The sequence below is a fragment of the Streptomyces silvisoli genome (genome assembly GCF_029269905.1).
Lineage (GTDB): Bacteria > Actinomycetota > Actinomycetes > Streptomycetales > Streptomycetaceae > Streptantibioticus_A > Streptantibioticus_A silvisoli_A.
In genome coordinates this window covers 1-26,722 of record NZ_JARJBC010000001.1, presented here as the reverse complement: position 1 = coordinate 26,722, position 26,722 = coordinate 1, and the positions used below count along the sequence as shown (strand labels likewise).

At 70.3% G+C, this 26,722-nt stretch carries 23 protein-coding genes; 10 read left to right on the top strand and 13 right to left on the bottom strand.

Annotated features, from left to right (window positions below):
• Nucleotides 1-2: 2 nt before the first annotated feature.
• The 3 genes from P3G67_RS00115 to P3G67_RS00105 form a co-directional block, all read right to left on the bottom strand.
• Nucleotides 3-689, bottom strand: a complete 687-nt coding sequence (locus P3G67_RS00115) for an anti-sigma factor family protein (protein ID WP_269858559.1) — start codon at nucleotides 687-689, stop codon at nucleotides 3-5.
• Nucleotides 686-1,219, bottom strand: coding sequence for a sigma-70 family RNA polymerase sigma factor (locus P3G67_RS00110; RefSeq protein ID WP_269858560.1), 534 nt, complete (start codon nucleotides 1,217-1,219; stop codon nucleotides 686-688). Before P3G67_RS00110 ends, P3G67_RS00115 begins: the two co-directional genes overlap by 4 nt.
• A 160-nt stretch (nucleotides 1,220-1,379) precedes the next feature.
• On the bottom strand, nucleotides 1,380-1,796 hold the full coding sequence (locus P3G67_RS00105; protein WP_269858622.1) for a class F sortase: 417 nt from the start codon (nucleotides 1,794-1,796) through the stop codon (nucleotides 1,380-1,382).
• A gap of 7 nt (nucleotides 1,797-1,803) precedes the next feature.
• Here P3G67_RS00105 and P3G67_RS00100 point away from each other — a divergent pair, with 7 nt between their 5' ends.
• Nucleotides 1,804-1,956, top strand: a complete 153-nt coding sequence (locus P3G67_RS00100) for a hypothetical protein (protein WP_269858625.1) — start codon at nucleotides 1,804-1,806, stop codon at nucleotides 1,954-1,956.
• A 109-nt stretch (nucleotides 1,957-2,065) separates the two neighbouring features.
• Here P3G67_RS00100 and P3G67_RS00095 read toward each other — a convergent pair whose 3' ends face one another.
• The 5 genes from P3G67_RS00095 to P3G67_RS00075 form a co-directional block, all read right to left on the bottom strand.
• On the bottom strand, nucleotides 2,066-2,737 hold the full coding sequence (locus tag P3G67_RS00095) for a hypothetical protein (RefSeq protein WP_276091575.1): 672 nt from the start codon (nucleotides 2,735-2,737) through the stop codon (nucleotides 2,066-2,068).
• Nucleotides 2,738-3,456: 719 nt separating this feature from the next.
• A complete protein-coding gene (locus P3G67_RS00090) occupies nucleotides 3,457-4,965 on the bottom strand; it encodes an FAD-dependent oxidoreductase (protein ID WP_276091574.1) in 1,509 nt (502 codons plus the stop codon).
• A gap of 197 nt (nucleotides 4,966-5,162) precedes the next feature.
• Nucleotides 5,163-5,579 carry an ester cyclase gene (locus tag P3G67_RS00085; protein ID WP_276091573.1) on the bottom strand — a complete coding sequence of 139 codons (417 nt, stop codon included), beginning with the start codon at nucleotides 5,577-5,579 and terminating at the stop codon, nucleotides 5,163-5,165.
• Between the two features lie 84 nt (nucleotides 5,580-5,663).
• Nucleotides 5,664-6,491, bottom strand: a complete 828-nt coding sequence (locus P3G67_RS00080) for an alpha/beta fold hydrolase (RefSeq protein ID WP_276091572.1) — start codon at nucleotides 6,489-6,491, stop codon at nucleotides 5,664-5,666.
• A gap of 359 nt (nucleotides 6,492-6,850) precedes the next feature.
• Nucleotides 6,851-9,622, bottom strand: coding sequence for a SpoIIE family protein phosphatase/ATP-binding protein (locus P3G67_RS00075; protein WP_276091571.1), 2,772 nt, complete (start codon nucleotides 9,620-9,622; stop codon nucleotides 6,851-6,853).
• 208 nt (nucleotides 9,623-9,830) lie between these two features.
• Here P3G67_RS00075 and P3G67_RS00070 point away from each other — a divergent pair, with 208 nt between their 5' ends.
• Entirely contained in the window at nucleotides 9,831-11,507 is a 1,677-nt protein-coding gene (locus tag P3G67_RS00070; protein WP_276091570.1) for a CocE/NonD family hydrolase, read from the top strand.
• Between the two features lie 115 nt (nucleotides 11,508-11,622).
• A complete protein-coding gene (locus P3G67_RS00065) occupies nucleotides 11,623-12,444 on the top strand; it encodes an SAM-dependent methyltransferase (protein ID WP_276091569.1) in 822 nt (273 codons plus the stop codon).
• Here P3G67_RS00065 and P3G67_RS00060 read toward each other — a convergent pair.
• Nucleotides 12,434-12,739 carry an ArsR/SmtB family transcription factor gene (locus tag P3G67_RS00060; protein WP_276091568.1) on the bottom strand — a complete coding sequence of 102 codons (306 nt, stop codon included), beginning with the start codon at nucleotides 12,737-12,739 and terminating at the stop codon, nucleotides 12,434-12,436. The two genes, P3G67_RS00065 and P3G67_RS00060, sit on opposite strands and share 11 nt — an antisense overlap.
• A 114-nt stretch (nucleotides 12,740-12,853) precedes the next feature.
• Between P3G67_RS00060 and P3G67_RS00055 the strand changes: the two genes are divergently transcribed.
• The 4 genes from P3G67_RS00055 to P3G67_RS00040 are packed head-to-tail and all read left to right on the top strand — an operon-like array spanning nucleotide 12,854 to nucleotide 16,031.
• Nucleotides 12,854-13,444 (top strand): toxin, encoded by a 591-nt coding sequence (locus tag P3G67_RS00055; protein ID WP_276091567.1) that lies wholly within the window; start codon nucleotides 12,854-12,856, stop codon nucleotides 13,442-13,444.
• Nucleotides 13,445-13,447: 3 nt separating this feature from the next.
• Nucleotides 13,448-14,611, top strand: coding sequence for an MAB_1171c family putative transporter (locus P3G67_RS00050; protein WP_276091566.1), 1,164 nt, complete (start codon nucleotides 13,448-13,450; stop codon nucleotides 14,609-14,611).
• Between the two features lie 22 nt (nucleotides 14,612-14,633).
• A complete protein-coding gene (locus tag P3G67_RS00045; RefSeq protein ID WP_276091565.1) occupies nucleotides 14,634-15,527 on the top strand; it encodes a DNA-binding protein in 894 nt (297 codons plus the stop codon).
• 27 nt (nucleotides 15,528-15,554) lie between these two features.
• Nucleotides 15,555-16,031 (top strand): DUF3574 domain-containing protein, encoded by a 477-nt coding sequence (locus P3G67_RS00040; protein ID WP_276091564.1) that lies wholly within the window; start codon nucleotides 15,555-15,557, stop codon nucleotides 16,029-16,031.
• A gap of 1 nt (nucleotide 16,032) precedes the next feature.
• Here the strand turns inward: P3G67_RS00040 and P3G67_RS00035 are convergent, their stop codons facing one another.
• Both P3G67_RS00035 and P3G67_RS00030 read right to left on the bottom strand, forming a co-directional pair.
• On the bottom strand, nucleotides 16,033-16,965 hold the full coding sequence (locus P3G67_RS00035) for a polysaccharide deacetylase family protein (protein WP_391858170.1): 933 nt from the start codon (nucleotides 16,963-16,965) through the stop codon (nucleotides 16,033-16,035).
• A 56-nt stretch (nucleotides 16,966-17,021) separates the two neighbouring features.
• Complete coding sequence (locus P3G67_RS00030) at nucleotides 17,022-18,668, bottom strand: APC family permease (RefSeq protein WP_391858150.1); 1,647 nt, start codon at nucleotides 18,666-18,668, stop codon at nucleotides 17,022-17,024.
• A gap of 220 nt (nucleotides 18,669-18,888) precedes the next feature.
• Between P3G67_RS00030 and P3G67_RS00025 the strand changes: the two genes are divergently transcribed.
• From P3G67_RS00025 to P3G67_RS00015, 3 genes are all read left to right on the top strand, one after another.
• Entirely contained in the window at nucleotides 18,889-19,803 is a 915-nt protein-coding gene (locus tag P3G67_RS00025) for an ornithine carbamoyltransferase (protein WP_276091562.1), read from the top strand.
• 113 nt (nucleotides 19,804-19,916) lie between these two features.
• Nucleotides 19,917-22,094 (top strand): SpoIIE family protein phosphatase, encoded by a 2,178-nt coding sequence (locus tag P3G67_RS00020; RefSeq protein WP_276091561.1) that lies wholly within the window; start codon nucleotides 19,917-19,919, stop codon nucleotides 22,092-22,094.
• A 76-nt stretch (nucleotides 22,095-22,170) separates the two neighbouring features.
• Entirely contained in the window at nucleotides 22,171-23,520 is a 1,350-nt protein-coding gene (locus P3G67_RS00015; protein WP_276091560.1) for an amidase, read from the top strand.
• A 75-nt stretch (nucleotides 23,521-23,595) separates the two neighbouring features.
• Here the strand turns inward: P3G67_RS00015 and P3G67_RS00010 are convergent, their stop codons facing one another.
• On the bottom strand, nucleotides 23,596-25,236 hold the full coding sequence (locus P3G67_RS00010; protein WP_276091559.1) for an APC family permease: 1,641 nt from the start codon (nucleotides 25,234-25,236) through the stop codon (nucleotides 23,596-23,598).
• Between the two features lie 318 nt (nucleotides 25,237-25,554).
• Nucleotides 25,555-26,595 carry a DUF6528 family protein gene (locus P3G67_RS00005; RefSeq protein ID WP_276091558.1) on the bottom strand — a complete coding sequence of 347 codons (1,041 nt, stop codon included), beginning with the start codon at nucleotides 26,593-26,595 and terminating at the stop codon, nucleotides 25,555-25,557.
• Between the last annotated feature and the right edge of the window lie 127 nt (nucleotides 26,596-26,722).

Sequence of the window (26,722 nt, the reverse complement as noted above, 5' to 3'; positions counted from 1 at the left end):
TGCTACTCCGGTACGGAGACGAGCCGGTGACCGTCGACGGTCTCCACGTCGAACCGGCTGATGTCGCCCGGCTGCATGGCGGTGGCGCCGGGGATGGTGAGGTTGCCCCGGCCCTTGGCGGTCCAACTCGCCGCGACCTGGCGTTCACCGTGCCGTCCGATCGCGACCAGCGAACAGGTGGAGCCCGGCGGCGCGTTGTGCAGGTCGAGGGTCAACCGGCTGCCCCAGGCAACCGGTTGGACCGAAACCGATGCGCCCACCCCGGTGGCGTTGTCGGTGGCCGACGCGACATGCGCGGGCGCGCCGTGACCGCCGCCGCCCGTACTCAGCGTCCAGGTGGTGCCTATTGCGGCCAGCACCGCCGCCCCCGCCACGGCGACGGCCAGCCGGCCGCGGCGGCTGCGGCGCCGCCGCCCGTGCCGCCGAAGTCGCACCAGCGGGGCGCACTGGGCGGGGGCCGGGGCGGCCGGGGCCGAGGCGGCACACACCGCCTCGGCCTCGGCCTTCGACACCAGCGAGAGCAGCGCGGGCACCCCGGCCAACTCGTCGTGTTCCTGACGGCAGTCGGGGCAGACCGCGAGATGCTGGCGCACATCGAACGACTCGCCCGCGTTCAGCGCACCGAGCACGTAGGCGCCGAGCGAGAGCCGAACCGGCTCGCACTCCTCGTGTGTTCCGGAGAACGTCATCGGCTCAACCCTCGCTCCTCACATTCGACGCGCAACGCGCGAACCGCGTAGTAGGCCCGCGACTTGACCGTGCCCGGAGCGATGCCGAGCGCCTCGGCCGCCTCCGCGACCGAGCGCTCCCGGTAGTACAGCTCCAGCAGCACGGCACGGTGGTCCGGGCTGAGCCCGGACAGCGCCTCTGCCAGCTGCCAGGACAGCAGGGTGCGGGCGAACGCCTCGTCCGGGCCGGGAGTTGACGAGGGTTGCAGCACCAGTGACTCGTCGCCCACCTCGGTGGGGCGGGCCCGGCGCATCCGCTCCTGGTCGATGACCAGGTTGCGGGCCACAGTGAACAACCAGCCCCGGGTCGACCCGCGCTCCGGGTCCAGCGCGCCGGAGCTGCGCCAGGCCCGGAGCATGGTCTCCTGCACCACGTCCTCCGCGCGCTGCCGGTCACCACTGGTCAGCCGGAGTACGTATCTCAGCAGCGAACCCGCGTACGTGTCGTACAGCGTTCGCAAGGTCTCGTCGTCCGCGGTCCGAGAACCCATCCATCCCCCCGCGTCATCCGCGGGGCTCGGTCGCGGAGGGCCCGGCGGCCGGGACACCGCCTCCGCCGGTGGTTACCGGACTGGTTATGCGGGCGTAGCCATCCGCTGCGCGCATGGACACTTGTTCACTCCTATCTCCCCGCCTGCCGCGGAATTCCGGTCAGGCCGTTGCCGAAGTGGCCGATACCAGTGACGCGAAGACCACGACATTGTCCGGATAGGCGTGCGTCGTGGGGTTCTTCGGACCACCGCAGGTAATGAGCCGGAGTCCGGCGTGGTCGATGTTTCCGTACACCGCTTGGCTGGGGAACTTCTCCTTGGGGTATTCGGCGGTCTGGTCCACCGAGAAAACGGCGACACTGCCGTCCGCTCTGGACACTGACACCTTGTCACCGGTGTGCAGTGCGGCGAGTCGGAAGAAGACGCCGACGCCGAAGTTACCAAGGGTCACGTGACCGAGTATGACGGAAGGGCCGAGTTGTCCGGGGGTGGGCGAGAACTGATACCAACCGGCTGGCGAGTTACTCTCGATGGGCGGAACTTGAACAGTTCGGTCCGAATTCAGTCCCAATCGCATCAGGGGCGTGTGGACACCGATCGCCGGGATGTCCAAACGCACCGGAACCGATCTGGCCAGGGTCAGCCCGCTGGACGGTTTGGCCGAGGGCCGGGGGGCGGTGCCGCCCGGCGCGGCCAGCACCGCGGGGGGTCGCGAGGACGCCCGCCAGTCGGCGTAGCCGAACCCCAGCCCCACCGCCCCGGCCAGCGCCGCCACCGCCGCCACCGTGGTGGCCACCCGGCCCCCGCGGCGGCCCGGCGGCGGGCTGCTCCCGACGGCGTGCCGGGTCAACGGCCAGCCCTGGCCCGGCGGCGAAGCAGCAGGCCAGCACCGCCCGCACCGAGCAGCAGACCGCCGACCACACCCGCGGTGGCATAGCCCGGCAGGCCGGAGGACACCGCCCCGGTGTTGGGCGCGCCGCTGGGCATGGTGCTGATCTGCCCGGGCGCGCTGGACATCGGGGACGAGGGCATCGGCATGGTGCCGGAGGCCGGTTGGGAGGCCGACATGGTGGGGTGCGGCATGGTCATCGACGGGCTGGGCTTGGGGGTCGGCTTCATGCCTCCGGTGCCCGCCACGACGACCACGATCCGCGTGGTGACCTTCACGTTTCCGCACCAAGCCTCGATCGCGGTGGCTCCCGGTTTGGCGTGCTGGGATATCTTCGCCCACCCCGACCAATTCATGGGGTTGGTGGAGGTCATGGTGGCCGAGCCGCCGTATCCGGTCATGGCCGTGTAAGGGTCGTTCATCCTCGGGGAGAACGCTGCGGATCCGACCCACTTCAATGCGCTGCCGTTATTCGGGCAGGTGCCGATGACATGCACCGTCTGGCCGACGCTGACCGTTGTCGGTGAGGCGGTGATCTGTCCTGTTCCAACGCCCGCGAAGGCGGGCGCGGCACCGACCGCCAGGGCCGCTCCGGCCGTTGTCAGGACCGCCAGGTGAGAAATGCGCACGGGGCTACTCTCCTCCACGCTGCTTTCGCTGCCCCGGGCCAACTCCCCGTCGGACTACCGACCTTGCCGAGGCGCGTACGACGGTAACAACACGTAGGGCGTGGGGTTCCGGTTCAATTCCGGTACGACTGGCCGGAATTCTTTCCCAGCGCTTGACCCGGCGGCCCGGCGGACGGCGGACGGCCGTACCGCGGGCCAGCAATCACAGTTGTGGGGTTTGGCCTCTGCGTTTGTAGTGGCTGAGCCGGGCGCGGGTCTGGCTGAGTCGTCTCCACCATGACCGGCGCGGATGGTGGGTCGGGGTGGGGTGTTGGGGGTGGAGGATCAGTGCGATCAGGCGGCGGATCTCCGCGACGGAGGGGGGTATCAGGCGGGTTTGTCCAAGATCGCTGCCCCCTTTGACAGTTCCCGGGCACGGATGGCGCTCAGCGCGGCAAGTGCGGCCATGGACAGGGTGATGTGCCGGTACCAGGCGTCGTAGCGACGCCGACCGGCAGACCACCCGGCTCTCGTCCTGCCCCCGCTGCTTGCAGCGGGGGCAGGCTCCCGTCACCCGTGATGGCTCCGCATAGTGGCCGCGTCCGTGTTCCTGATGTCCGAATGGAACTTCCAACGGCCGGAAGTTGAGGTGGCCCTCCTCGTCGATGTCATCGAGGACATCCAACGGTCGCAACCAGAGGCCTGCGGGATGCCTGGGTTCCGTTCCCTGCGCTGCCTGTTCACGAGTCGCGGTGGTCCACCTCGCCCAGCCATCGCGTCAGGGTCTCGCGTACCTCATCCGGATCGGGGTCCTCGGCTGCCCAAGCGGCATAGCCGTCGGGTCGGACCAGTAGCGTGGGGTGCAGGCCGGCTGCTGGAGAGGCGGTCACTACCCGCCCTTCCCACGGCGCGGCGACTGCGGCGAGGTCGCGGCCCACCAGTACGAACGTGCCTTGCCGCAGGGCCTCATACAGCCGTGCTGGTTCCCCTGCCAGTCGGAGGTCCGGTATCCGGCGCCCGGCAAGCGGGTGGGAGCCCCGGGGTGCGGGGTAGGTGATCCCGATGCCGGAGATGCTGCGGGATGCACGCGGCTCTATGACACGTAGCTGGTGCGCGATGGCGGCCAACGAGATCCGCAACGCGCGGACTGCCGGTGACCCGGTGATGACGGCCGTAAGAAGTGCGTGACTGACGTGCAGCACCCTTCGGGCCACCGGATGGCGCTCCGTGTGGTAGCTGTCCAGCAGCGCGTCATCGGCCCAGCCGCGCACGACGGCTGCCAGTTTCCAGCCGAGGTTGACGGCGTCCTGCATCCCGGTGTTCATGCCCATGCCCCCGGCGGGCGAGTGGACGTGCGCGGCGTCGCCCGCGAGGAACACCCGCCCTTGCCGGTAGCGGGGTACCTGGCGTTCGTCGCTGTGGAAGCGCGAAACCCAACGGGCATCGTGCATCCCGAGGTCGTCACCGATGGTCCGCCTCGTGATGCCCCGGACCTCCTCCATCGTGACCGGCGCATCGTCGGGCAGCTGCTGCTGTTGCCGGTCCCAGGCGATGACCCGGTACCAGCCGTCCCCGAACGGCGCGAAGAAGGTGAAACCGTGCTTGTTCGAGGCAAAATTGAAAGCTTCGTCAGGTGCGCGTTCAAGCAGTACATCGGCCAGCATCACGGAGCGGATGGCCGACTTGCCGGGGAACGGCATGCCCAGGCTCTGCCGGACGGTGCTGCTCGCTCCGTCGGCACCGACCAGGTAGCGCGCTCGAAGCGTGGCCGTGGCACCGTCCGGATGGTTCGTCTCCACGTCCACGCCGCCCGGGTCCTGCCGTATCCCTGTAACCCGGGTCCCCCGCACTATCGTCGCCCCCGCTTCCTCGGCCCGGCGCAGCAGAAGGCGCTCCACCTGCCATTGGGGAACTATCAGCAGGAACGGAAAGCGTGTGCGAAGACCGGAGAAGTCGATACTGATGCGGCCGAACGGATGCAACGCCCGGACCGGTGAGCCGAGAGCGAGCAGTTCGTCGGCCAGGCCCCGGGCGTCGAGTTCCTCCATGGTTCGTGCGTGAACGCTGAAGGCGCGGCTCAAGTTGGACTCATGGTCGCGCCGCTCCAGCAGCGTGACGTTGACCCCTGACTTGGCGAGATCGCCCGCCAGCACAAGCCCGGTCGGCCCGGCCCCGACCACCAAAACATCCACCACTGATGCCCCGCGTTCGCCCGAAGCGTCACGAGCCGACCCGTTCCGTGCATTCATATTTGCCATGATCAGCCCCTCTTGACAGACTCGCTCGACGAGTCGGCGAACCCCGTGTCCCGGCCGTTTGCCATTCGAAGACCTCAACATCCCGCCGAATCCCGCCGCCCCAAGCGTCTCGGCGCCGAAGGGATACGAACGGTGGCCGGTCGCGTGCGAGCTGGTTTCGGAACCGTCGGAAATCCTCACTCCCGGGGTCACACTTCGCTGAGGCCGAGTTGGCGTAGCATGCCGAGTTCGTCGCTGCTGCCCCAGCGTTCGACAAGCTTGCCGTCACTGTCGAAGCGGCTGATCTGCATGCCCCGGTAGCTTGCCTTCCTGCCGGTCGCCGGTCGTCCCATCAGCGGCCCCAGATGGGTCCCGGTGATGGTGTAGGCAAAGGCCAACTCGTCGTCGGTGGCCACCAGATGCTCCACCGCGACATGCAGGTCGGGAAAGGCTGCCCGCAGGTCGGCGAACATGGCCTTGTACCCTTCGGCCCCCGGCAGCTGTCCTGGGGCTGGATCATGGTCGATCGAGTCGGGTGCGACGATCTCGTCGAGGGCCGCGAGGTCGCCGGTGATGACCGCCTCTGCGAAAGCGGTCTGTGCGGCGATGTTCGTTCGCTGAGACATGGCCACTCCTCGGGCTCGTGCCGACCACCGGTCTGTCGCAGGCCGCGTGAGCGCGGGAAGACCGGTGAAACGACACCTGGCCGGTCAGCCGCGTGCGAATCCAAGGAGGTCGTTATTGAACCGCTCCGCGAACTCCGGCACCATCGACAGGCCGTGCGGAGCACCCGAATAGACCTTGAAAGTTACGTCCTTGACCAGTTGCGACGATTTTTTCGCGGATGCCACGATGGGAACGATCTGGTCGTCGTCGCCGTGAACGATCAGCGTGGGGATGTCGAACTCCTTGAGGTCCTCCGTGAGGTCAGTCTCAGAGAACGCTTTGACGCAGTCGTGGGCGCTCTTGATGCCTACCGTCATGCTCCAAAGCCAGAACTCGTCGCGGGTCCCCTGCGACACGGTCGAGCCTTCGCGGTTGGCACCGTAGAACGGGGCGCTGAGGTCCTTGTAGTACTGGGAACGGTCCGTCAGCACACCTTGCCGGATCTCGTCGAAGACCTCGATCGGCAGCCCCTCCGGGTTGGCTTCCGTCTTGAGCATCAACGGAGGGATGGCGCCGAGCAGAACCACCTTGGAAACACGACTCGAGCCGTGCCGGCCAATGTAGCGCGTGACCTCTCCGCCACCCGTCGAGTGACCGACCAAGATGGCGTCCTGAAGATCAAGGCTCTCCATGACCGATGACAAGTCGTCGGCGTACGTGTCCAGGTCATTACCCGTCCACGGCTGGTCGGACCGTCCGCCTCCACGTCGGTCGTGGGCCACGGCCCGGAAACCGTTGTCCGCCATCAGCTTCAGCTGCGGATCCCACGCGTCCGCGATCAGTGGCCAGCCGTGGGAAAACACCACCGGCTGTCCCGCCCCCCAGTTCTTGAAGTAGATCTGTGTGCCGTCCTTGGCAGCGACAAAGGCCATAATCGCCTCGCTAGCACTTGTCCGGAAATCCACCCTTAAGGGGAACTCAGCGCTCGATCCGGGCACTGGAATTCCACGTCCGCCCAGCAGTGAACGCTCACGGGCGACGGAGAAACTCGTGAAGGCGGCCGATCAGAACGTCCGTTCCCCACGTTACCCGGGATCCCCCCACTTCGGCACGCCAGGGCATGCCGCGCACCGGCGCACCCGCCCTGTCATGCCTCTACCGTATGCCCGAGATCGGACACTCTCCGTGAAACTGACCCAGTGAACGTCACGTTTCGCTACGTGTCAGTTCGTCCGCCGCTCGTTAACCTCGTGCTTTCACGCGGTGGGCCGTCCGACAGGTGATCAACCTACTAGGCCAGCGGCAGTTCGGCCCAGATGACCTTGCCCTCGCTGGTGTAGCGGGTGCCCCAGCGCTCGGCGAGCTGGGCGACGAGGAACAGTCCGCGACCGCCCTCGTCCATCGTGGCCGCGTAGCGAAGGTGCGGGGAGGTGCTGCTGGCGTCGGAGACCTCGCAGATCAGGGTGCGGTCGCGGATCAGCCGGACCCGGATCGGGCTGGTGGCGTAGCGGATGGCGTTGGTGATCAGCTCGCTGAGCACCAACTCGGTGGTGAACACCGCCTCGACCAGGCCCCAACGGGTCAGTTGCTCGGTCACCTGGGCGCGCACCCCGGCCACCGCCGCCGGGTCGAACGGCACGTCCCACTCGGCGATCTGGTCATCGGCCAGGAACTGGGGGCGGGCCACCAGCAGCACGATGTCGTCGCTCTGCCGGACGGGCAGCAGGGCGTCCAGCACCGCGTCGCAGGTCTCCTCGGCGGGCCGGTCGGCATGGGCGAGGGCGGAGGCCAGCAGGTCCAGCCCGACGTCGATGTCCCGGTCGCGCTCGTCCACCAGACCGTCGGTGTACATCACCAGCTGGCTGCCCGGCTCCAGCCGCAGTTGCGCGTTCTGGAACGGCAGCCCGCCCAGGCCGAGCGGCGGACCGGCCGGCAGGTCGGCGAAGCGCACGGCGCCGTCGGGGCCCACCAGCGCGGGCAGTACATGGCCCGCACGGGACATCGTGCAGTCCCCGGAGACCGGGTCGTAGATCGCGTACAGACAGGTGGCCCCGGTGATGGCACCCTCGCCACCCCGGCTGGTCTCCTCCCGGTCGATCCGGGTGACCAACTCGTCCAGATGGCCGAGGAGTTCATCGGGCGGAAGGTCGAGCGTGGTGAAGTTGAGCACCGCCGTACGCAGCCGTCCCATCGTCGCCGAGGCGTGCAGACCGTGGCCGACCACGTCTCCGACCACCAGCGCCACCCGGCTGCCCGGCAGCGGGATGACGTCGAACCAGTCACCGCCGACGCCCTCCTGCGCGGGCAGGTAGCGGTACGCCACGTCGACGGCGCTCTGCTCGGGCAGGCCCCGCGGCAGCAGACTGTGTTGCAGCGTCACCGCCATGTTGTGCTCGCGGGTGTAGCGGCGGGCGTTGTCGATGGACACCGCCGCCCGGATGACCAGTTCCTCGGCGAGCGACACATCGTCCTCGTCGAACGGGTTCGGGTCCCGGGAGCGCCAGAAGCTGGCCACCCCCAGCACCACGCCGCGGGCGTTCAGCGGAACCGTGATCAGGGAGTGGATGCCGTGGTCCAGCATCCTCCTGGCCCGCACCGGGTCCTGCGCCTTCCAACCGGAGGCGATCCGCAGATCCGGTTCTATCACCGACGACCCCCGGCCGAAGCCGCGAGCCTGGGGGGTGGAGCGGAGGAACTCGATCGTCTTGCCCACCGAGTAGAAGGGATGGTTCTTCCGCACCCCGCCGACCGCCACCCGCACCATCTGGGTGCTCTCCTCGATCGGCGGTTCCTCGCCGCGCAGCACGGGCTCGGCCACGTCCACGGTGACGAAGTCGGCGAACCGGGGCACCGCCACCTGCGCCAGTTCCTGGGCGGTGCGCTGGATGTCGAGGGTGGTGCCGATGCCCACACCGGCGTCGTACAGGAGTTTGAGGCGCTTTCGGGCCGCTTCGGCGCGCCCCGACAGCAGCCGCAGTTCGGTGGAGTCGCGCAGGGTGGCGACGCTGCCCGGTGGGCCGCCGTTGCGGTCGGTCGGCCGGTTGTTGACGGCCAGCAGGCGGTCCCCCGACTGCAGCATCTCGTCCGTGGCGACCCGTCCGGAGGCAAGCAGTTCGGCCATGTGGGGGGCGATGCCCAGTTCGTTGACATGCCGGCCCTCGGCGTTCGGGGGCAGTTCCAGCAACCGGGCCGCCTCGTCGTTGGCCAGCAGCAGCCGACCGTCGCCGTCCACGATGAGCACGCCTTCGCGCACCGCGTGCAGCACCGCGTCGTGGTGCTCGTACATCCGCGCCATCTCGGCCGGTTCCAGGCCGTGCGTCTGGCGCCGCAGCCGTCTGCTGACCGCCGCCGTGCCGCCCATGGCCAGTGCCAGCGCCACGGCGGCGGCGCCGAACAGGATGGGCAGCTGACGGTCGACCGCCCGGCTCACCTTGCTGATGGTGATGCCCGCGGACACCAGGCCCACCACCTTGCCGCTGCGGTCGGTGACCGGCACCACGGCCTGCTCCAGCGGACCGATGGTGCCCTTGATGGTCTCGGTGACGGTCTGCCCGGCGAGCGCCGGGCCGATGGTGCCGACGTACTTCTTGCCGATCCGGTTGGGGATGGGGTGGGTGTAGCGGATCCCCTTTGTGTTCATCACCACGATGAAGTCGACCCCGGTGGAGACGCGGGCGGCCTCGGCGAGCGGTTGGAGGATCGCCGTCGGATTCGGCGACTGCAGGGCCGGCACGATGCCCGGCGAGTGCGCGAAGGTCTGGGCGACGGCCACCGAACGGTTGCTGGCCTCGCGCTGGCTGTCGCGCTGCGCCTGGAGGATCAACTCCGCTCCGGCGGCCAGCACCAGCAGGATGACGATGAGCACCTGGAGTACGAACACCTGGCCGGAGACCCGGCGCAGCGGGCGCAGCAGGGCGTGGCGCCGCGCCGGACGCGGTGCCTGCTGATCGCCCCGGCCTTGCCGGTCACGCTCTGTCCTCACGCGCTCACGCCGACCCCAGGGGCGCCGACCGCGGAACGCAGGGGCCGACCGGGCCCAGGGTCGGCCCACACCTCGGGCCATAGCCCCTGTCTACACTGCCGACCCGGCAGAGGCGAACGCTGAGCGCCACCGGAGGTTGGCCGCCACGCCGTCGGCACAGCACTGTTACCGGCCAGTAGATTTGGCCGATCGCGCACTCACCCCCGCCACTTGGGTCCCCCTAGGCTCCCTGCACCCGTACCGTACGCGTGCCGCAGGGGCACCACGGTCTGAGCCTGATGGGACACCGATGACGCGATCCGGCCCCACCCGCGAGCGCCGCAACCGCGACCAGCGCCGCGCCCGCCGCCGGCTGACAACCACCGTCGCCGCCACGGCACTTGCCCTCACCGGAACCTTCGCCGCCGTTCCCGCGTCCGCCGCGCCGGCCGGTCAGCCGGTGGCCCGGGCGGGCTCCACCGGGTCCTTGCGGCTGGTCGACATCCCCATGAAGGACGGTGTCGTCCTCAAGGCCGATGTGCTCACCCCCGCCCCAGGCACCCCCGGTGCCGACGCGCAGGGTCGTTATCCGGTGGTCGTCGAGCCCGCTTCCTGGGGGCAGAACGACCTCGAATACCTGATGCAGAGCCGCAAGCTGGCCGCCGACGGCTATGTGGTGGTCACCTACACGGTGCGCGGCTTCTGGCTCTCCGGCGGCCAGGTGGACGTCGCGGGCCCCAAGGACGTCGCCGACATCTCCTCGGTCATCGACTGGACGCTCGCCCACACCCCCGCCGACCCCCGCCGCATCGGCATGACGGGCTTGTCGCTGGGCGCCGGAATGTCGCTGATGGGCGCCGCATTCGACCCGCGGGTCAAGGCGGTGGCCGCGATGAGCGCCTGGGGCGACCTGGTCAACGCGCTCTACGGCGGGCGGACCCGGCACGTCGGAGCGGCCGGCATCCTGACCGCCGTACAGATCCCCACCGGCCGCCAGAGTCCCGAGACCCACGAGGCGGTCAACGACATGTTCACCAACCAGAACATCCCGGAACTCGTCAAGTGGGCCAAGACCAGGTCCCCGGGCACCTATGTGGACCGCATCAACGCCCACCACACCGCGGTGTTCATCGCGAACGCCTGGACCGACAGCATCTTCAACCCCAGCCAGGTCGCCGACTTCTACCAGAAGCTCACCGGCCCCAAGCGGCTGGAACTGCGCCCCGGCGACCACGCCACCCAGGAGATCGGCGGCATGCTGGGCCTGGACAACCCGGCCTGGGACGACGGCCGGGCGTGGTTCGACCAGCACCTGAAGAACCTGGACGGCGACGCCGCCGACCACCGGGTACAGCTTCAGGTCAGGGAGAACGCCGGGCAGGAGCAGTACCCCGACTGGCGGTCGATCAGCACCCACGCCCAGCGGCTGGAGCTCGGCCGGGCCAACCTGCTCGGAACCGGAACGCTGGGCGGCGCGCCAGACACCGGATGGCAGACGTCCATCATGGGCGGCGTGGACTCCGGCGCCGACTCCGGCATCACCGAACTGTCCGGCGGGATGGACCAGTTCCTCGGCATCCCGCCGACCGTCGAGGTCCCGCTGCTGCCCCGGGCCGTCGCCGCGGTGTGGCAGTCCGCGCCGTACTCCGACGTCCAGCACATCCGCGGGGCGGTCGGGTTCCACACCACGGTCACCTCGTCGTCGCCGAAGGGCACCGTGTTCGCCTACCTCTACGACGTGAACGCCCTGGGGGTCGGCAGGTTGATCACTCATGCTCCGCAGAGCTGGTCGAGCACGCCTGGGCAGGCCGTACCGCTGGACCTCTCGCTGTTCGCCACCGCCTACGACCTGCCCGCCGGGCACCGGCTGGCGCTGGTGCTGGACACCAAGGACCCGATGTACGGCAGCGACACCCCGCTCGGCAGCCGGCTGTCGTTCGGCTCCCCGGCGAACGACCCCTCGCGGCTGACGGTACCGCTGCGCTGAGCGACGGGCTGAATGAACGTCCCCGGCCATGGTGTTGGTGTGACCGGCGGTGCGACCGGCGGGTTTCTCCTACGATGGCGCACGTACAACACCCCACGCAGATAAGGCAGTTGCCATGGTTGAGGACGTTACCGAGGTGGACCAGTCGAAGCCGAGCATCGCCCGGGTCTATGACTACCTGCTCGGTGGCAAGGACAACTACGCGGTGGACCGGGAGATCGGCGACAAGTTCATCGACGACCTGCCCGGCTCGGTCGCCATCGCGCACAGCAACCGCCAGGTACTGGTGCGCGCGGTCAGCGACATCGCGCTGCACGGGGAGGTCCGGCAGTTCATCGACATGGGCAGCGGACTGCCGACCGCGGACAACGTCCACCAGGTGGCCGGACGGCACGCGCCGGACGCCCGCGTGGTCTACGTGGACAACGACCCCATCGTGCTGGCACACGGCCGGGCGCTGCTGGAGGAGACCACCAACACCCGGGTGATCCGGGCCGACGTACGAGACCCCGAGGCGATCCGCGAGCACCCGGACACCGTCTCGCTGATCGACTTCGAGCAGCCGGTGGCGGTGGTGCTCAGCGCCATCCTGCACCACATCAACGACGACGAGGACCCGGGCGCGGTGGTCAACTACTGGCGGGACCGGGTGCCGTCCGGCAGTTACTTCTTCATCAGCCACTTCCGCACCGGCCACAACGCGGAGACCAGCGAGGCCGAGCAGGTGCTCCAGGCGACGTTCGGGCGCGGCCGGTGGCGCAGCGACGAGGAGATCCGCGAGCTGTTCTGCGGCATGGAGATCCTGCCGCCCGGCATCGTCCCGGCGGCGCGCTGGCGGCCGGAAGCGGCGGACGGCGTGGCGCACGTCGGGGACGCCGATCGTGAACTGACCGTGTGGGAGCAGCTGATCGTGGCGGGGCTGGCGGTCAAGCGGTGACGGCCAGCCGGGGCGGCTGCATCAGGGACAGCAACCGCTGGAGCCTGGTCAGCCCCTCCGGCCGTACCGAGTAGCAGATCTGCGCGCCCCGGCGGCGGGAGGCGACCAGACCGGCCTCCCGCAGCACCTTCAGGTGCTGGCTGATGGTGGGCTGGGTCACGTCGAACAGATCGGTGAACTCGCAGGCGCGGATCTCCGGTTCGGTCGCCAGCGCTCGCATGATGCCCAACCGCACGGGGTGCCCGAGCGCCCGCAGCATCGCCACTTCCGCGAAGTCATCCGCAGTCCGTGTCACGTTCGACACCGTACCAACGGTGTCCGCGCAGCGGGTCGCGAATGGTCAACCGCCAGAAGGACCAAGGAAGTTAGACTCGTCCCGTCATCAGACTCCTGCCCGTGGGAGGTGCGGATGTCCGGCAGTCGGGACCGATCGCAACCGGCCACCGGGCGGCAACTGCGGCACATGCGCGCCGCGTGCGAAGCGCTCCTGTACGGCCTGCGTGTGCCCGAGGGCGGCGACATCCGCCAGCTGTGCGAACACCTCGGCGCCCGGCGCGGCCGCCCGATCCGGCTGCTGCCGATAGAGCTTCAGTGCGCCCATCTGTACGGGCTGTGGCTGGCCACGGACGTCGCGGACCTGATCGTCTACGAGGCGCACACCAGCAAACCGCACCAGGAACACATCATCGCCCACGAGCTGTCCCACATGATCTGCGGGCACCACAGCGGCGGAACGATGAACGACGGTACGGCCGGACACCTCTTCCCGGACATCAACCCGGACGTGGTCCGCGGCATGCTGCGCCGCTCCGGCTACTCGGACCACGACGAGCAGGAAGCCGAGACGATGGCTTCGCTGATCCTCACCCGCTACCGGCGGCGCACCGCGGTCCCCGCACCGAGCGCGCCGCTGGAACAGGCCGAGGCCATCGCCCGCATCGAGAGCGTGGTGGGCCGCCCCGACCCCGGGCGCGACGGTCGCGCCCACGGCCGGATCTGACGCATGGAGTACCAGTTCCTCTCCTGGACCTGCGCCGTCGCGGGGTTGACGGCGTTCCTCTACAAGCTGCCCGCGCTGTCGCGCAGCCGCCGCAATCCGGCGATGATCGCGCTGTGCGTGTACTTCCTGTGCTCCGGGCTCAGCTTCCTGGTCGACCTGGACGCGTTCCGCGAGCACATCTGCCGGTTCCTCGCCTATCCGAACATCACCACCATCCTGGTGCAGGCCGCGGTGGTGGTGCTGACGGCGGCCCAGCAGGTGGTGCTCATCCACTGGTCGCACCCACCGGCCGAGGCACGTCTGAGGACCCGGCGCAGGCTGCTCGGGTTCGGCATCGCGCTGTCCGTGCTGCTGGTCGTGTTCTACGTGGTGGACCCCACCCGGCATCCGGCCAGCGCGGAGTCCGCGGTCCTGCTCAACATGTCCAATCCGCGCTACGCCGCCTACCTGTGCTGCTACCTCGGTGTGTGCACGGCGGGCCAACTCTCGGCGTTCCGGCTGTCGTTGCGGTACGCCAGGATCGCCAACCGGCAGTGGCTGCGGCTGGGCATGTGGTCGGTGACCGCCGGAGCGACGCTGGTACTGCTGTACTGCGCCGTCCGGTACGCCGAGATCGCGGCCACCCGGCTGGGCTTCGACACCGCGTCATGGGACTCGCTGTACTGGTTCACCGGGGACATCGGGTCCCTGCTGCAACTGTTCGGGTGGACGGTGCCGTCCTGGGGCCCCCGGCTGTCGGCCGCCGCCCGCTGGCTGGAAAGCTACCGGGCCTACCGGCGGCTGCGCCCGCTGTGGTGGGCGCTGTACCGAGCGGTACCCACCATCGCCCTGGACCCGCCGCCGTCCCCGCTGCTGGACCTGCTGCCGCCGCGCGACCTCGACTACCGGCTCTACCGTCGGGTCATCGAGATCAGGGACGCCCAGCTGGCGCTGCGCCCGTACGTCGGACCGCAGGCCGAGCGGCCCGGCAGCGCCCTTGACGAGCCGCCCTCGGCAGCCCGTGAGGCGCTGCGTCTGAAGGCGGCGCTACGGGCCAGATCGGACAACGCGGCACCGTCCGGCGGACCAACAGTGGCGTTCCCCGGCGCGCGCAACGAGGATTTCGGCAAGGAGATCGTCTGGCTGACCCGGGTCGCCGACAGCTTCCGCAAGGCGCCGCATCGCTGAGCCAGGCCCGAGGGAGGAGCACATGGAGAGCCGCGGCCCCGGCTGCCGTGCGTCCGTCGTCGCGACGACCCGGCGGTTGCTCACCCTCGACCAGCGGGTGGGCGCCCGTGCCGCGGCCCGGTCCGCCGCACTCGCCGCCAACCGGTCGTACCAGTCGCTCGCCGACCGTGAACTGTGCGCGGCGGTGGCCGAGTTGCGGGAGGTGGCGGCCTGGATCCTGTTCGACGCCGAGGAACAGGCACTCGCCCACCGCCTCAACCAGCGGGCACTGGCCATGGCCCGGTGCTGTGCGGACCGCGCGACGGAACGGCTGGTGCTGGCCAACCTGAGTATGCAGCAGGCGCACATCGGCCAGCTACGCGCCTCGTACGACACCGCCGCCCTCGGTCTTGCCACCGCGCCCACCGCCAGGGTCGCCACCGTCTTCGCCGTACGGCAGGCCCGCGCGCTCGCCATGGCGGGGCAACGGGCCACCGCGCTGAGGACGTTCGACCGGGCCGACAGCCTCTTTCTGGACGGACTGTCCGACCGGGATCCGCCCTGGGCCTGGTGGGTGGACCAGCACGAACTCGACGGCCACCGCGGCATCACCCTCGCGGCGCTCCAGGACTGGGACAGGGCGATCGAACTGCTGGAGGGCGTCAGCCAGGACGGCGGCTGCGACGCCCCCGCCTATCGTGTGCTGTTCAGCACCGAGCTGCTCGCGGCGCTGGTCGGCGCCGGAGCCTGGCGCCAGGCCAGGGAGTCGGCGGAACGGCTGATGCCGTACGCGCACGCGATCGGTTCCGGGCGGGCGGTCAGCTCACTGCGGCACACGATCCGGTCCATCGGGTCCCGTTCCGGCACTCCCGTCCCGCTACGGGACGCCGCACACCAGCTCGCCCTACTGCTGCCCCTGCCCGACACCCCGGCATGACCTCCCCGGATCGAAGGGACCGCCGCGTTGTACGTCTCCAAGCCGCATCTGTTCCTCGCCGCGCTCACCGCGCTGTTCGCCGCGCTGTTGGTGCTGGTCATCGCGACTCCCGCCGTCCACGCGACGCTTGGCTCCGCCCAGCGGTCCGCGCCCGCTGTCGGCCCGCTGCGCGGCGACGCGTACGTCGACACCCGGCTGTTCTTCGGCACCGGGCGGCACAACCATCAACCGCCCGTCACCGACCAGCAGTTCCTCGCGTTCGTCGCCCAGCACGTCACCCCGCGTTTCCAGTCGGGGCTGACCATCGACAAGGGCCGGGGACAGTGGCGGGACCGTTCCGGGAGCATCAACCGCGAACGGTCCTATGAGTTGATCCTGCTCTACCCGGCCGCGCAGGCGCGGACCCGGGACGCGGACATAGAGGAGATCCGCGACGCCTACAAGCACGCCTACGGCATGGAGTCCGTCGGCCGCGCCGACGAGGCGGCGCGCGTCGACTTCTAGGTCACCGCGGCGGCTTCCAGGTCAGGCCCGCGTCGCGCGCCACATGGTCGGCGATGTCCGCGTGGGTGGCATACCAGACGTCTCCACGGTCGTGGACGTAGTCCAGCAGCTCCTCAAGTACGACGAGCCGGGAGCGGTGCCCGATCACATGCGGGTGCAGGGTGAGTTGGAACAGTCCGCCCTGCGCGTAGGCACCGTCGAACTCGTCGCGCCACAGCCGCCCGACGTCCCGGGGCGTCACACCCGGGCCCGCCGCGGTGCCCGGGTGCCGGGGGAAGTACGGGGCGTCGTCGCGTATCCACTCGACGGGGATCTCCACCATGCCCGTGGGCCGGCCGTCCGCCACGATCTCGTACGGCTCGTCGTCCGCCATGAGCGAGGAGTCGTACCGCAGCCCCAACTCCGCGCTGATCTCCAGGGTGTGCTCGCCGAACTCCCATGAGGGGGTGCGGATGCCCACCGGCCGTTTGCCGCAGATCCGCTCCAGGGTGTCCGCGCTGCGATGGGCCAACTCCCGTTCGGTGTCCGGGCTCAGCACGGTGTTGCGTTCGTGGATCCAGCCGTGGATGCCCACCTCGTGGCCGGCCTCGACATAGCCGCGCGCCTCGTCCGGGCGCAGCAGCGCCATGACCGCGGGCACGAAGAACGTGGCGGGGATGGACCGCCGCTCCAGCAGCCGCATGATCTTGGGCACCGCGACCCGGGCCCCGTACTCGCCCTGGGAGAGCCTGCCGGGACCGGTCTGCCGGTCGCGCAGCGGGATCGACTCGTGGTCGGCGTCGAAGGACAGTGCCACCGCCGCCTTCGCGCCGCCGGGCCACCGCTCGGGTGCCAGGCTCCGCCCGGCCCGTACCCGTTCGACATGCGTCCGCCAGACGGACTCGCTCCACTGCCAGGGTTCAGCCGGTTCGCCCGCGCCCTGCGACGGAGGCATCGCCATGGGAACTCCCCTCCTTGGAGCCTCTTACGGTAACGCCGGGTCACCGCCTGTCAGCGCGGGAATTCCGCCATACCGTCGGGGGCGGTCGCCGCGCCCTCCGCGAGGTGCCGACGCCCCGAGCGCACCGCCCAGCCGAACACCCCGAGGCTGAACGCGGCGACCGCGAAGGAATCGTAGGGCTGGGGCAGCACAGCGGTGCCGCCGAAGGCGCCCAGCGCGGAGCAGGCCAGCAGGCCGAGCAGCCAGGCGGGCAGCCAGGCGCCCTTGCGAACCTCCCTCAGGAGTACGGCGGTTGGCTCGTGCCGCCGTACCCACCAGAACAGCGGCACGCCCAGCAGCGCCAGCGGCAGCGTCACCCGCAACCGGTGCCAGCTCGACCAGTACACGAACAAGGTGGCCACCACGAAGCTGACCGGCGCGATCCAGCGCACCCCCGGCACCCGCCCGGGGCCCGCCACCCGCAGGGTGTACGCGGCCACCGCCGAGGTGGCGTACCCCAGCAGGAACAGGTTGCCGATGGTACTGACCACGTCCTGCCAGCCGCCGAACGGCAGCAGGAACAGCAACGTCACCGCGAGGTTCAGCGCCAGCCCCCGGCGCGGAATGCCGGAACCGGCGTGCACTTGCATGAACCAGTGCGGCAACATCCGGTTCTTCGCCAGCGCGTATGTGCGCCGGGCGTGCGCCGCCACACCGACGAAGGCCCCGCCGGCGGGTGAGACCACGGCGTCGGCGTACAGCAGGAGGGCGAGCCAGTGCAGATTGAGCAGCAGCGCCAGCTGGCCGAACGGCGAGTCGAAGCTGACCCCGTGCCAGCCGTGGGCCAGTGCCTGTTCCGGCACCGCGCACAAATAGGCCAACTGCAGCCCGACGTAGAGCAGTACCGCCAGCCCGATCGCGGTCAGCACCGCGCGCGGCATGTCCCGCCGGGGGTCGCGCGCCTCGCCGGAGAACTCCACCGGTGCCTGGAAGCCGTTCACCGAGTAGACGACACCGCCCATCGACAGCGCGGTCAGCCCGGCCGACCACCCGTAGGGGGCGAAGCCGCCGTGCTCGGTCAGCCGGTGCGGATGGAATCCGGAGACCAGCAGCAGGACCACGGTGATCGTGGGCACGGCCAGCTTGAGCACCGAGACCAGCAGGTTGACCCGGGCGAACAGCCGGACGCCGAACCAGTTGAGCGCACCGAGCGAGACGGTGACGGCCGCGGCCAGCGCCAGCCCTGCCCAGCTCAGCCGGGCACCGTGGTAGAGCCAGGGCAGCCAGTGCGAGACGTACCGCAGGATCGCGGTCACCTCCGCGGCGTGCGCCCCCACCGACAGCAGCACCGCCCAGCTGATCACACCCGCAACCAGCGGCCCGTTGGCGTACAGCGGCCAGCGCACGGTGCCCCCGGCCTCCGGCCGGCTGGCACCCAGCTCGACCATCACCAGGGCGACCAGACCGGCGAGCGCACCGGCCGCCAACCAGCACAGCAGGGACAGCGGCCCGGCGATCCGCGCCGCGTACATCGCGCCGAACAGCCAACCGGAACCGACGATGTCGCTGAAGCCGATCGCGCCCAGGCCCCAGCAGCCCAGTCGGCGGTGGAGCTTGCGTTCCTCGACCCTGACGTCCTGCGCGGCGCCCGGGACCGGGGTGCGGGCAGGGCTCACCGCGCGGGGTGGCGGCGTCTCCTCCAGCGGCGGTTGCGACACCAGCGATGGGTACCCCCGCGCGCCGCGGGAGCCACGCACCGTGACCGCACTTCACCAGCCCGCAGCAGCGTCCGGGTTCCTCCGGGCCGCCGAGGGGGTGACGCGCGGCCGATTCGTTTCCCCGCCGCATGGTGCCGGGGCCTTCCGGTTGCTACCTTCCCCCGGCTGAGGCCACGTCTGACCAGCCGACCGAGGGGGTCGCCCGAGCATGGTGGACATCGTGGCAGGGCCATCGGAACCGGAGCGCGGCCTGTTCTCGCTGGCCGACCTGGCGCCCGCCGCCGTCATCCGACTGGCCCGCAGGTCAACGGAGTTGTTCGACGACCGCGAGGCGCATGACCGCCCGCTGCGCGACCGGGTCGTCGGCACGCTGTTCACCGGGCCCTCCACCCGCACCCGTACCGCCTTCACGGTCGGGACGCTGCGGCTGGGCGGCACACCGGTGCCGTACGGACCGGACGACCTCCAGTCGTCCGCCGGGGAACCGCTGCCGGACACCGGCAGAGTGCTCGGCTGCATGCTGGACGCCCTGGTGGCCCGCACCACGGGGCCGCTGGAGGGGCTGCGGGTGCTGTCCCGGTACGGGCAACTGCCCACCGTCAACGCGATGGCCGCCGACGAGCACCCGACCCAGGGCATCTGCGACCTGGCGACGCTGCTGCTGCGGTTCGGCGACCTGTCCGGCCTGCGGCTGCTCTACGTGGGCGAGGGCAACAGCACCGCGGTAGCCCTGGCCCATGGGCTCAGCGCGGTGCCGGACGCCCGCGCCACGTTCGTCTGCCCGCGTGAACACGCCCTGCCCGAACGGGAGTTGGAACGCGCCGCGAAGCGAGCCGTCGGCACCGGGGCGCGCCTGGACCAGCTGCACGACCCACGTCGCCTCCCGCGCGAGGTGGACGTGGTCTACACGACGCGCTGGGGCGGCAGCGGAGCCGACGGAGCCTTCCAGGTGAACCAGGCGTTCGTTAACCGCTGGCCGGACGCCTGGTTCATGCACGACCTGCCCGCCCGGCGGGGCGAGGAGGTCTCCGCGGCGGTACTGGACGGCCCGCGCTCGCTGGCCTGGACTCAGGCGGCGATGAAGCTGCCCAGCGCGATGGCCGTCCTGGAGTGGGTGACCAACTCGGCGCCATAGCACGGGCGCCACGTTCCGTACCGACGCGCTGACACGGAGTGGCTGCACCCCTCACGGACAGGGGTCGTTCATCCGGGCGATCGGGGCGAGAATGGGCAGACGTGGAGGTGCCCATGGCTCGCGACTCACGGTCCGCGGCGCCGGGCTCCGGGACGGACGCCATCGACCAGGGTGTGCGCCAGGATCTCGACGCCCTGCTGGCGCGCCTGGACGCGGCGCGGGACCGGCTGGGCTGCCATATCGCCGCGCTCTACGTTCCGGAGCCGGACGCGGAGCGGCTGGGACTGGTGATGATGCTGGGCCTTTCGCGGGAGTTCGTCCGGCCGTGGGAGCATGTGCCGCTGTCCACCACCACGCCGGTGACGGACGCGATGCGCGACCGCCGACTGGTGTGGGTGGCCGGCGAGGAGGCGATGGTGCGGCTCTACCCGGCCCTCGCGCTGGTCCTGCCCTACGCCTTCTCGCTCGCCGTGCTGCCACTGGTGGCGGGGGGCGCGGTGCTCGGGGTCGTCCTCACGTGCTGGCCGGGCTGGCACTCGGCGGAGTTGTCGGAGACCGAGCACGACGCCCTGATGGAACTCTCCGCCGACCTGGCCCGCCTGCTGCGCGACGCCACCGCGGCGGGCCGCCCCGTACGCGCCGGGCCGGAGCCGCTGATGATCACCGCGGAGAGCGGCGGCCCCGGGACCACGGAGAGCCTCACGGCGATGGTCGAGCGGCTACCGGAGGGCATGTGCGCGCTGGACGCGCGGGGTCGGCTGACCTGGGTCACGCCCAGGGCGGCCAACCTGCTGGGCGCCCCCGTCTTCCGACTGCTCGGCGCCCGCCCCTGGGACGTACTGCCGTGGCTACGGGATCCGGTGTACGAGGACCGCTACCGGGCGGCGACGGCCAGTCGGCAGATCTCGTCCTTCGTGGCGCTGCGACCACCCGACCGCTGGCTGGCCTTCCGGCTGTATCCGGACGCTTCCGGGATCACCGTGCGGATCAACGAGGCCGACGTGGCACCGCAAGACGCGCCGGGCCCGATGCTGGCCGCGGACGCCGAGGTCCCCACCCGGGCGGGCGCGTATTACCACATACTGCACCTCGCCAGTAAGCTCGCCCAGGCCGCCGGGGTGGTGGACGTGGTGGACCTGGTGGCCGACCAGATCGTCCCCTCGTTCGGCGCCCGCGCGGTGGCGGTACTGATCGCCGAGGGCGACCGGCTGCTGGTAGCGGGCCATCGCGGCTATCCGCCGGGCCTCATCGACGCCTTCGACAGCACGCCGCTGACCGCCGCCACACCGGGAGTCCACGCGTTGGTCTCGGGGGCGCCCGCATTCTTCGAGTCCCGCGAGGAACTGGAACGGATGTATCCGGTGCGGCCGCAGCTGCGGGACACCATGTCCGCCTGGGCATATCTGCCGCTGGTGGCGTCGGGCCGACTGGTGGGCAGCTGCGTCCTCGCCTTCGACCAGCCGCACCACTTCACGGTCCATGAACGCGCGGTGCTCACGTCGCTCAGTGGTCTGATCGCCCAGGCCATGGACCGGGCCCGGATGTACGACGCCAAACTGGAACTCGCCCACGGCCTCCAGGAAAGCCTGCTGCCGCATGCCCTTCCGCTGCTGCCCGGGCTGGAGACGGCGGCCCGCTATCTCCCCGGGACCGAGGGAATGGATATCGGCGGCGACTTCTACGACATCCTGCGAATAGACCGCGGCACCGCGGGCGCGGTGATCGGTGATGTCCAGGGACACAATGTGGCAGCCGCGGCCCTCATGGGCCAAATCCGGACGGCGGTCCGCGCCTATGCGACAGCGGGCGCCGACCCGGGCTCCGTGTTGTCCCAGACCAACCGCCTGATGAATGACCTCGATACCAATTTGCTCGCGAGTTGCATATATCTGCGGGTGGACCTCATCGGGAGGTACGCGCTGCTGGCCAGCGCAGGCCACCCCCGGCCGCTGTTGCGCACCCCGGACGGCGAGGTGCGGGTACCTAAGGTGGCCGGAGGGATCGTGCTGGGCGCGGAGGCCGTCACCAGCTATCCGCTGACCCGGATCCCCATGCCGGTCGGCACGGTGCTCGCGCTGTACACCGACGGTCTGATCGAGGCGCCCGGGGTCGACCTGGACGACGCGCTGCACGCGCTGGGCGGCAAGCTCGCCCGCTTCGACGACGGACCGCTGGACGCCCTGGCCGACGCGCTCACCAGGCACGCGGAGCAGGCCAGGCACCGGACCGACGACATCGCGGTACTGCTGCTGCGCTCGGTCTCCGCCGAGCGGGACGGCGCCCTCGCCTGACCGTTGACCTCGGACATAGGCTCGACGCCCGAACTCCACCACCCGTCGGACATGGCCCGAGGAAAGGTCAGTGCGTATGCCAACTTGGCCTGGACGTACCGCCGTTGAGATATCCGCCGCCGTACGCGAGGGCCGGGTCACCCCGCGCGAGGTGGTGGCCGAGCATCTGGCACGGATCGAGCGCGAGAACGCCGGAATCGGTGCCTTCCGCACCGTGCGCGCCCAACTCGCGCTGGACGAGGCGGACGAGGTCGCCGCCCGCCCGGATCTCGCGGGGCTCCCGCTCGCCGGAGTGCCGGTGGCCGTCAAGGACAACCTGCCGGTGCGCGGGGAGTCATGCCGAAACGGTTCCGCGGCCACCACGGACACCCCTGCCACGGCCGACCACCCCACAGTGCGACGACTGCGCGCCGCCGGCGCCGTGGTCGTCGGCCTGACCAACGTGCCCGAACTGTGCGTCTTCGGTACCGCGGACAGCGTCTACGGAATCGCCCGCAACCCGTGGGACCGGGCGCGCACGTCCGGTGGCTCCTCCGGCGGCAGCGCGGCGGCGGTGGCCAGCGGGATGGTACCGATCGCCCTCGGCAACGACGGGATGGGCTCGTTGCGGATACCGGCCGCCAACTGCGGCCTGATCGGCCTCAAGCCGGGTTCTGGAACGGTGCCCGCCGCAATCGGCAACGGCGACTGGTTCGGCATGTCGGAGAACGGCCCGCTGGCCACCACCACCGCGGACACGCGGCTGATGTTTCGGGTGCTGGCCGGTGAGGATCCGCCGGACGCGGCCCGCCCGGCGGTCGGCCCGTTGCGCGTCGCCGTCTCGGTGCGCAGCCCGCTGCCGGGCGTCGGCGTCACCGCGCCGTACGCCCAGGCCGCCCGTCGCGCGGGCGAGTTGCTGGCCGCCGCCGGGCACCACGTCACTCCGGCGGACCCGCCGTACCCGGTCTGGCTGGGCGCGGCGGTGTTCGCCCGCTGGACCGCGGGCACCGCGGCGGACGCCGAGGGGTTGCCGGTGCGGCTGCTGACTCGGCGCACCCGGCGGCACGGCGCGGTCGGCCGGGTCCTCGCCCGTACCGGGCTGCCGCAGGCGGATCTGCGGACCCGGTTGCGCGAGCGCCTGGCGCCGTTCTTCGCCCGTTACGACGTGCTGGTCATGCCGGCGCTGGCCCGCCCCGGTCCGGCCGCGGGGCCGTGGTACGAGCGCGGTTGGCTGGCCAACCTGGTTGGCAGTACGCGGTGTTCACCGCTCACCCCGCCGTGGAACCTCGCCGGCTGGCCCGCGATGAGCGTTCCCATGGGCGGCCAGCCTGGCGCGGTGCCGGGTGCGGTGCAGCTGGTGGCGCCGCTGGGCGGTGAGCACACCCTGCTCGACCTGGCCGCCGAGCTCGAGTCCCGGCACCCCTGGCCGCGTTGTGCCACGGGATGACGCGCGCTGACGCGGGAATGCGTGGAGCCCGGCCGAGGGGACCGGCCGGGCTCCACGTGTCGGGAGGGGGGAGGCTCAGTGGCCGCCCTCGTCCACCACGGTCACCGAGTCGATGTTCCGCTGGATCTCCTCGCTGGACAGCGCCGTGGCGCGGGCCCAGTAGTAGATGCCCAGGGAGAACGCCGCGATGAGCGCGATGTCCCACCACAGCGGGATGGCGCCGGTGCCGTTGCCGAAGCCGCCCTGCCAGGAGATCACACCGATGCCGATCAGGTAGACCGGAAGCCACTGCGCCGACTTCCAGTTCAGCGTCGGGGCGTTCGGCAGACCCTTGCGGTTGGCGTACAGCGCGTACGAGCCGAGCAGTACGTAACCGAGGATGATGGCGACGCCCAGCCGCCACAGCGTGTCCCAGCCGGACCAGTAGATGATCAGGCTCGCGATCACGAAGGACAGCGGCGAGACGAGGCCGCCGATGGGCAGCCGGTAAGGCCGGTCCCGCTCCGGCAGCCGGGACCGCAGCGCGCCGAAGGCGAGCGGGGCACCCGCGTACATCAGGACACTGGCCGAGCTGATGAAGCTGACCAGCTGCTGCCAGCTCGGGAACGGCAGGAAGCAGATCACGCCGGTCACGAAGGCCATGACCAGACCGAACCACGGAACGCTACGGGCGTTGGTGCGCTCGAACAGCGTGGGAGCGTAGCCGTTCTTGCTCAGACCGTAGGAGATACGCGACGTGGAGGTGGCGTAGATCAGACCGGTACCACCGGGGGAGATGACCGCGTCCATGTACAGCACCCAGGCCAGCCAGCCGAGTCCGACGACGGTCGCCAGACCGGCGAACGGGCCGCTGATTCCCGCGTAGTTGAGGTTGGCCCAGCCCTTGGCGAAGGAGCTGCCGGGCAGCGCGCCGATGTAGACGATCTGCAGCGCCAGGTAGATGCCCGCGCCGATGAACACCGACCCGATGGTGGCCCGCGGGATGTCCCGCTTGGGGTTCTTGCTCTCACCGGAGATCTGGATCGCCTGCTCGAAGCCGAGCAGCGCGAAGATGATTCCGCTGGTGCTGATCGCCCCCAGCACACCCTTGGCGCCGAACGGTGCGAAGCCGTGCGAGGTGAAGTTGCCGCCGTGGAAGTGGGTGGCCGCCAGCACGAATATCGCGAGCAGCGGGATGGCCACCTTCCACCAGGTGGCGGCGCTGTTGGTGTGCGCCAGTAGCCGGACGCCGAGGAAGTTGACCGCGACGAAGACGGCCATCAGGATCACCGCGACGATGAAGCCGCTCACCGTCAGCGTCTGATCCTTGTTGAGGAAGCCCTGCGCCCAGGACCAGTGACCGGCGTAGCCGATCATCGCCTCGACCTCGATCGGGGCGACGGTGGCCGCCTGCAGCCAGGAGAACCAGCCGAAGGACATACCGGCGAGCCCGCCGAAGGCGTAGTGCGGGTAGCGGGCGGTACCGCCCGCTACCGGGAAGAGGCCGCCGAGTTCGGCATGGACCAGGGCGAGCAGCACGATCGCGATCGCGCCTATGGTCCACGAGATGATGGCGGCCGGGCCGGCGACGACCACGGCCTTCTGCGCGCCGTACAACCATCCTGAACCGATGATGGAACCGACAGACGCCCAGAGCAGCCCGATCAGGCCTACATCGCGACGGAGCGTGCTGGGGTCCCGCGCCGTCTGCGGGGCGAACTTGTCCACACTGACCATGAGGGGCCTCTCCATTAATGGCAGAGCGTGCTGAGAAGAGTTGCCTCAGAGTAGGGATCGTTCATACGTCCGCAAAGACTCGACGATGAATAGTTACCTTCCAGAGATAATTTCCATGCGTCCGGCGCGTTTCCCTTGGACAGCCCGCTCTCAGCTGCCTCTGGGGCCCCTGGTAAAGAAATGGTCAAGACGCGCTTCAGGTGGGAGGACCTCCGGCTCCGACTATTACCGGGTGGTCACGAACCAGCGGAATGACTTGAGCGTAATTTGAGCTGCGGCGCGCTTTCCCGCCGGTTTCCCGGCGGGGACGCGTCGCGGTCACTCGTCGTCGCTGTCGTATGGCAGCAGCCAACGGGCCTTGTACAGACTCGCCCCCGCGGTGTCCTGGCGGCCGTCGGGCGCGTGGAAGTCGATGGTCGAGGTGCACCACTGACAGGGATTGCCGGACTGCGGGGTCACCGTGAGCACCTGGCCGGTGACCGGGTCGTCGCCGACGCTCTTGACCCCGGCCCGGTCGATCCCCGCCTGCCCGGGATATCCGACGAAGGCGTCATCGGAGATGGAGTACTGCCGCACGTGGTGGGTACTGGTGACCCACAGCCGGTTGCGGTCCCGCGCGACCGCGGACAGGTCATGGCCGCCGGTGTCGGGGAGGTTGACGGTCACCCCGGTGGACACCTCCGGTTCGGCGTCGCTGCCGTCCACCTTCAGGCCGACCAACTGACTCTCGCCCAGGGCCCACAGCGTGCTGTTGGCCTCGTCCCACTGCACGCCGTGCGCACCGGGCAGGCCGTACTGGACGTAGCGCGCGGAGCCCGGCCCCTGGGAGGCGGTGTAGATGCGGACGAACCCCCCTGTGCTGGCCGCGACCGCGACGTTGCCGCCCGGCAGCAGTTCCAGGCTGTGGGCGTTGCCGCCGACCACGGTGGCCCAGGCGACCCGGCCGTGCGGGTAGGACACCACCGCGACCAGGCCAGCCGACGCGCAGGTCAGCAGCCACTGCCTGCCGTCCACCACCCGGTGCTTGGCCTCGCTGACGTTGCGCCAACTCCTCTGCGGATTCAGGAAGTTCAGGCTGCCGTCGTCAGTCGGCGACCAGGACCACAGCGCCGCCCTCGCGGCGGAGCGCAGAGCGGCGCGGGTGCCGTGTTCGGCCCAGGACTCGTCGGTGGGGTCGAGGACCAGTACCCGCTCACTGGCCTGGTCGGCGGCGAGCAGCAGGCTCCGGGTCCTGGCCTGCGCCTCGGTACTGGCGCGCGGCCGGATGGTCAGCGCCGACGCGGGCGCGGCTCCGGTGGTCAGGGCCGCCGCCATCATGCCCAGCACGGCGCGTCGGGACCGTACGGCCGGCGCGCTCATGAGGCTCTACCTTCTTGCTGGGCCTGCCCCAGCCATTCGTAGGGTTGGGGGACCCAGGGGAGCCGGGTGTGGCTTTCATGAGGCTGCCGACCATGGCTTGGGAGGCTTGGCCGCCCGGCTCCCCACG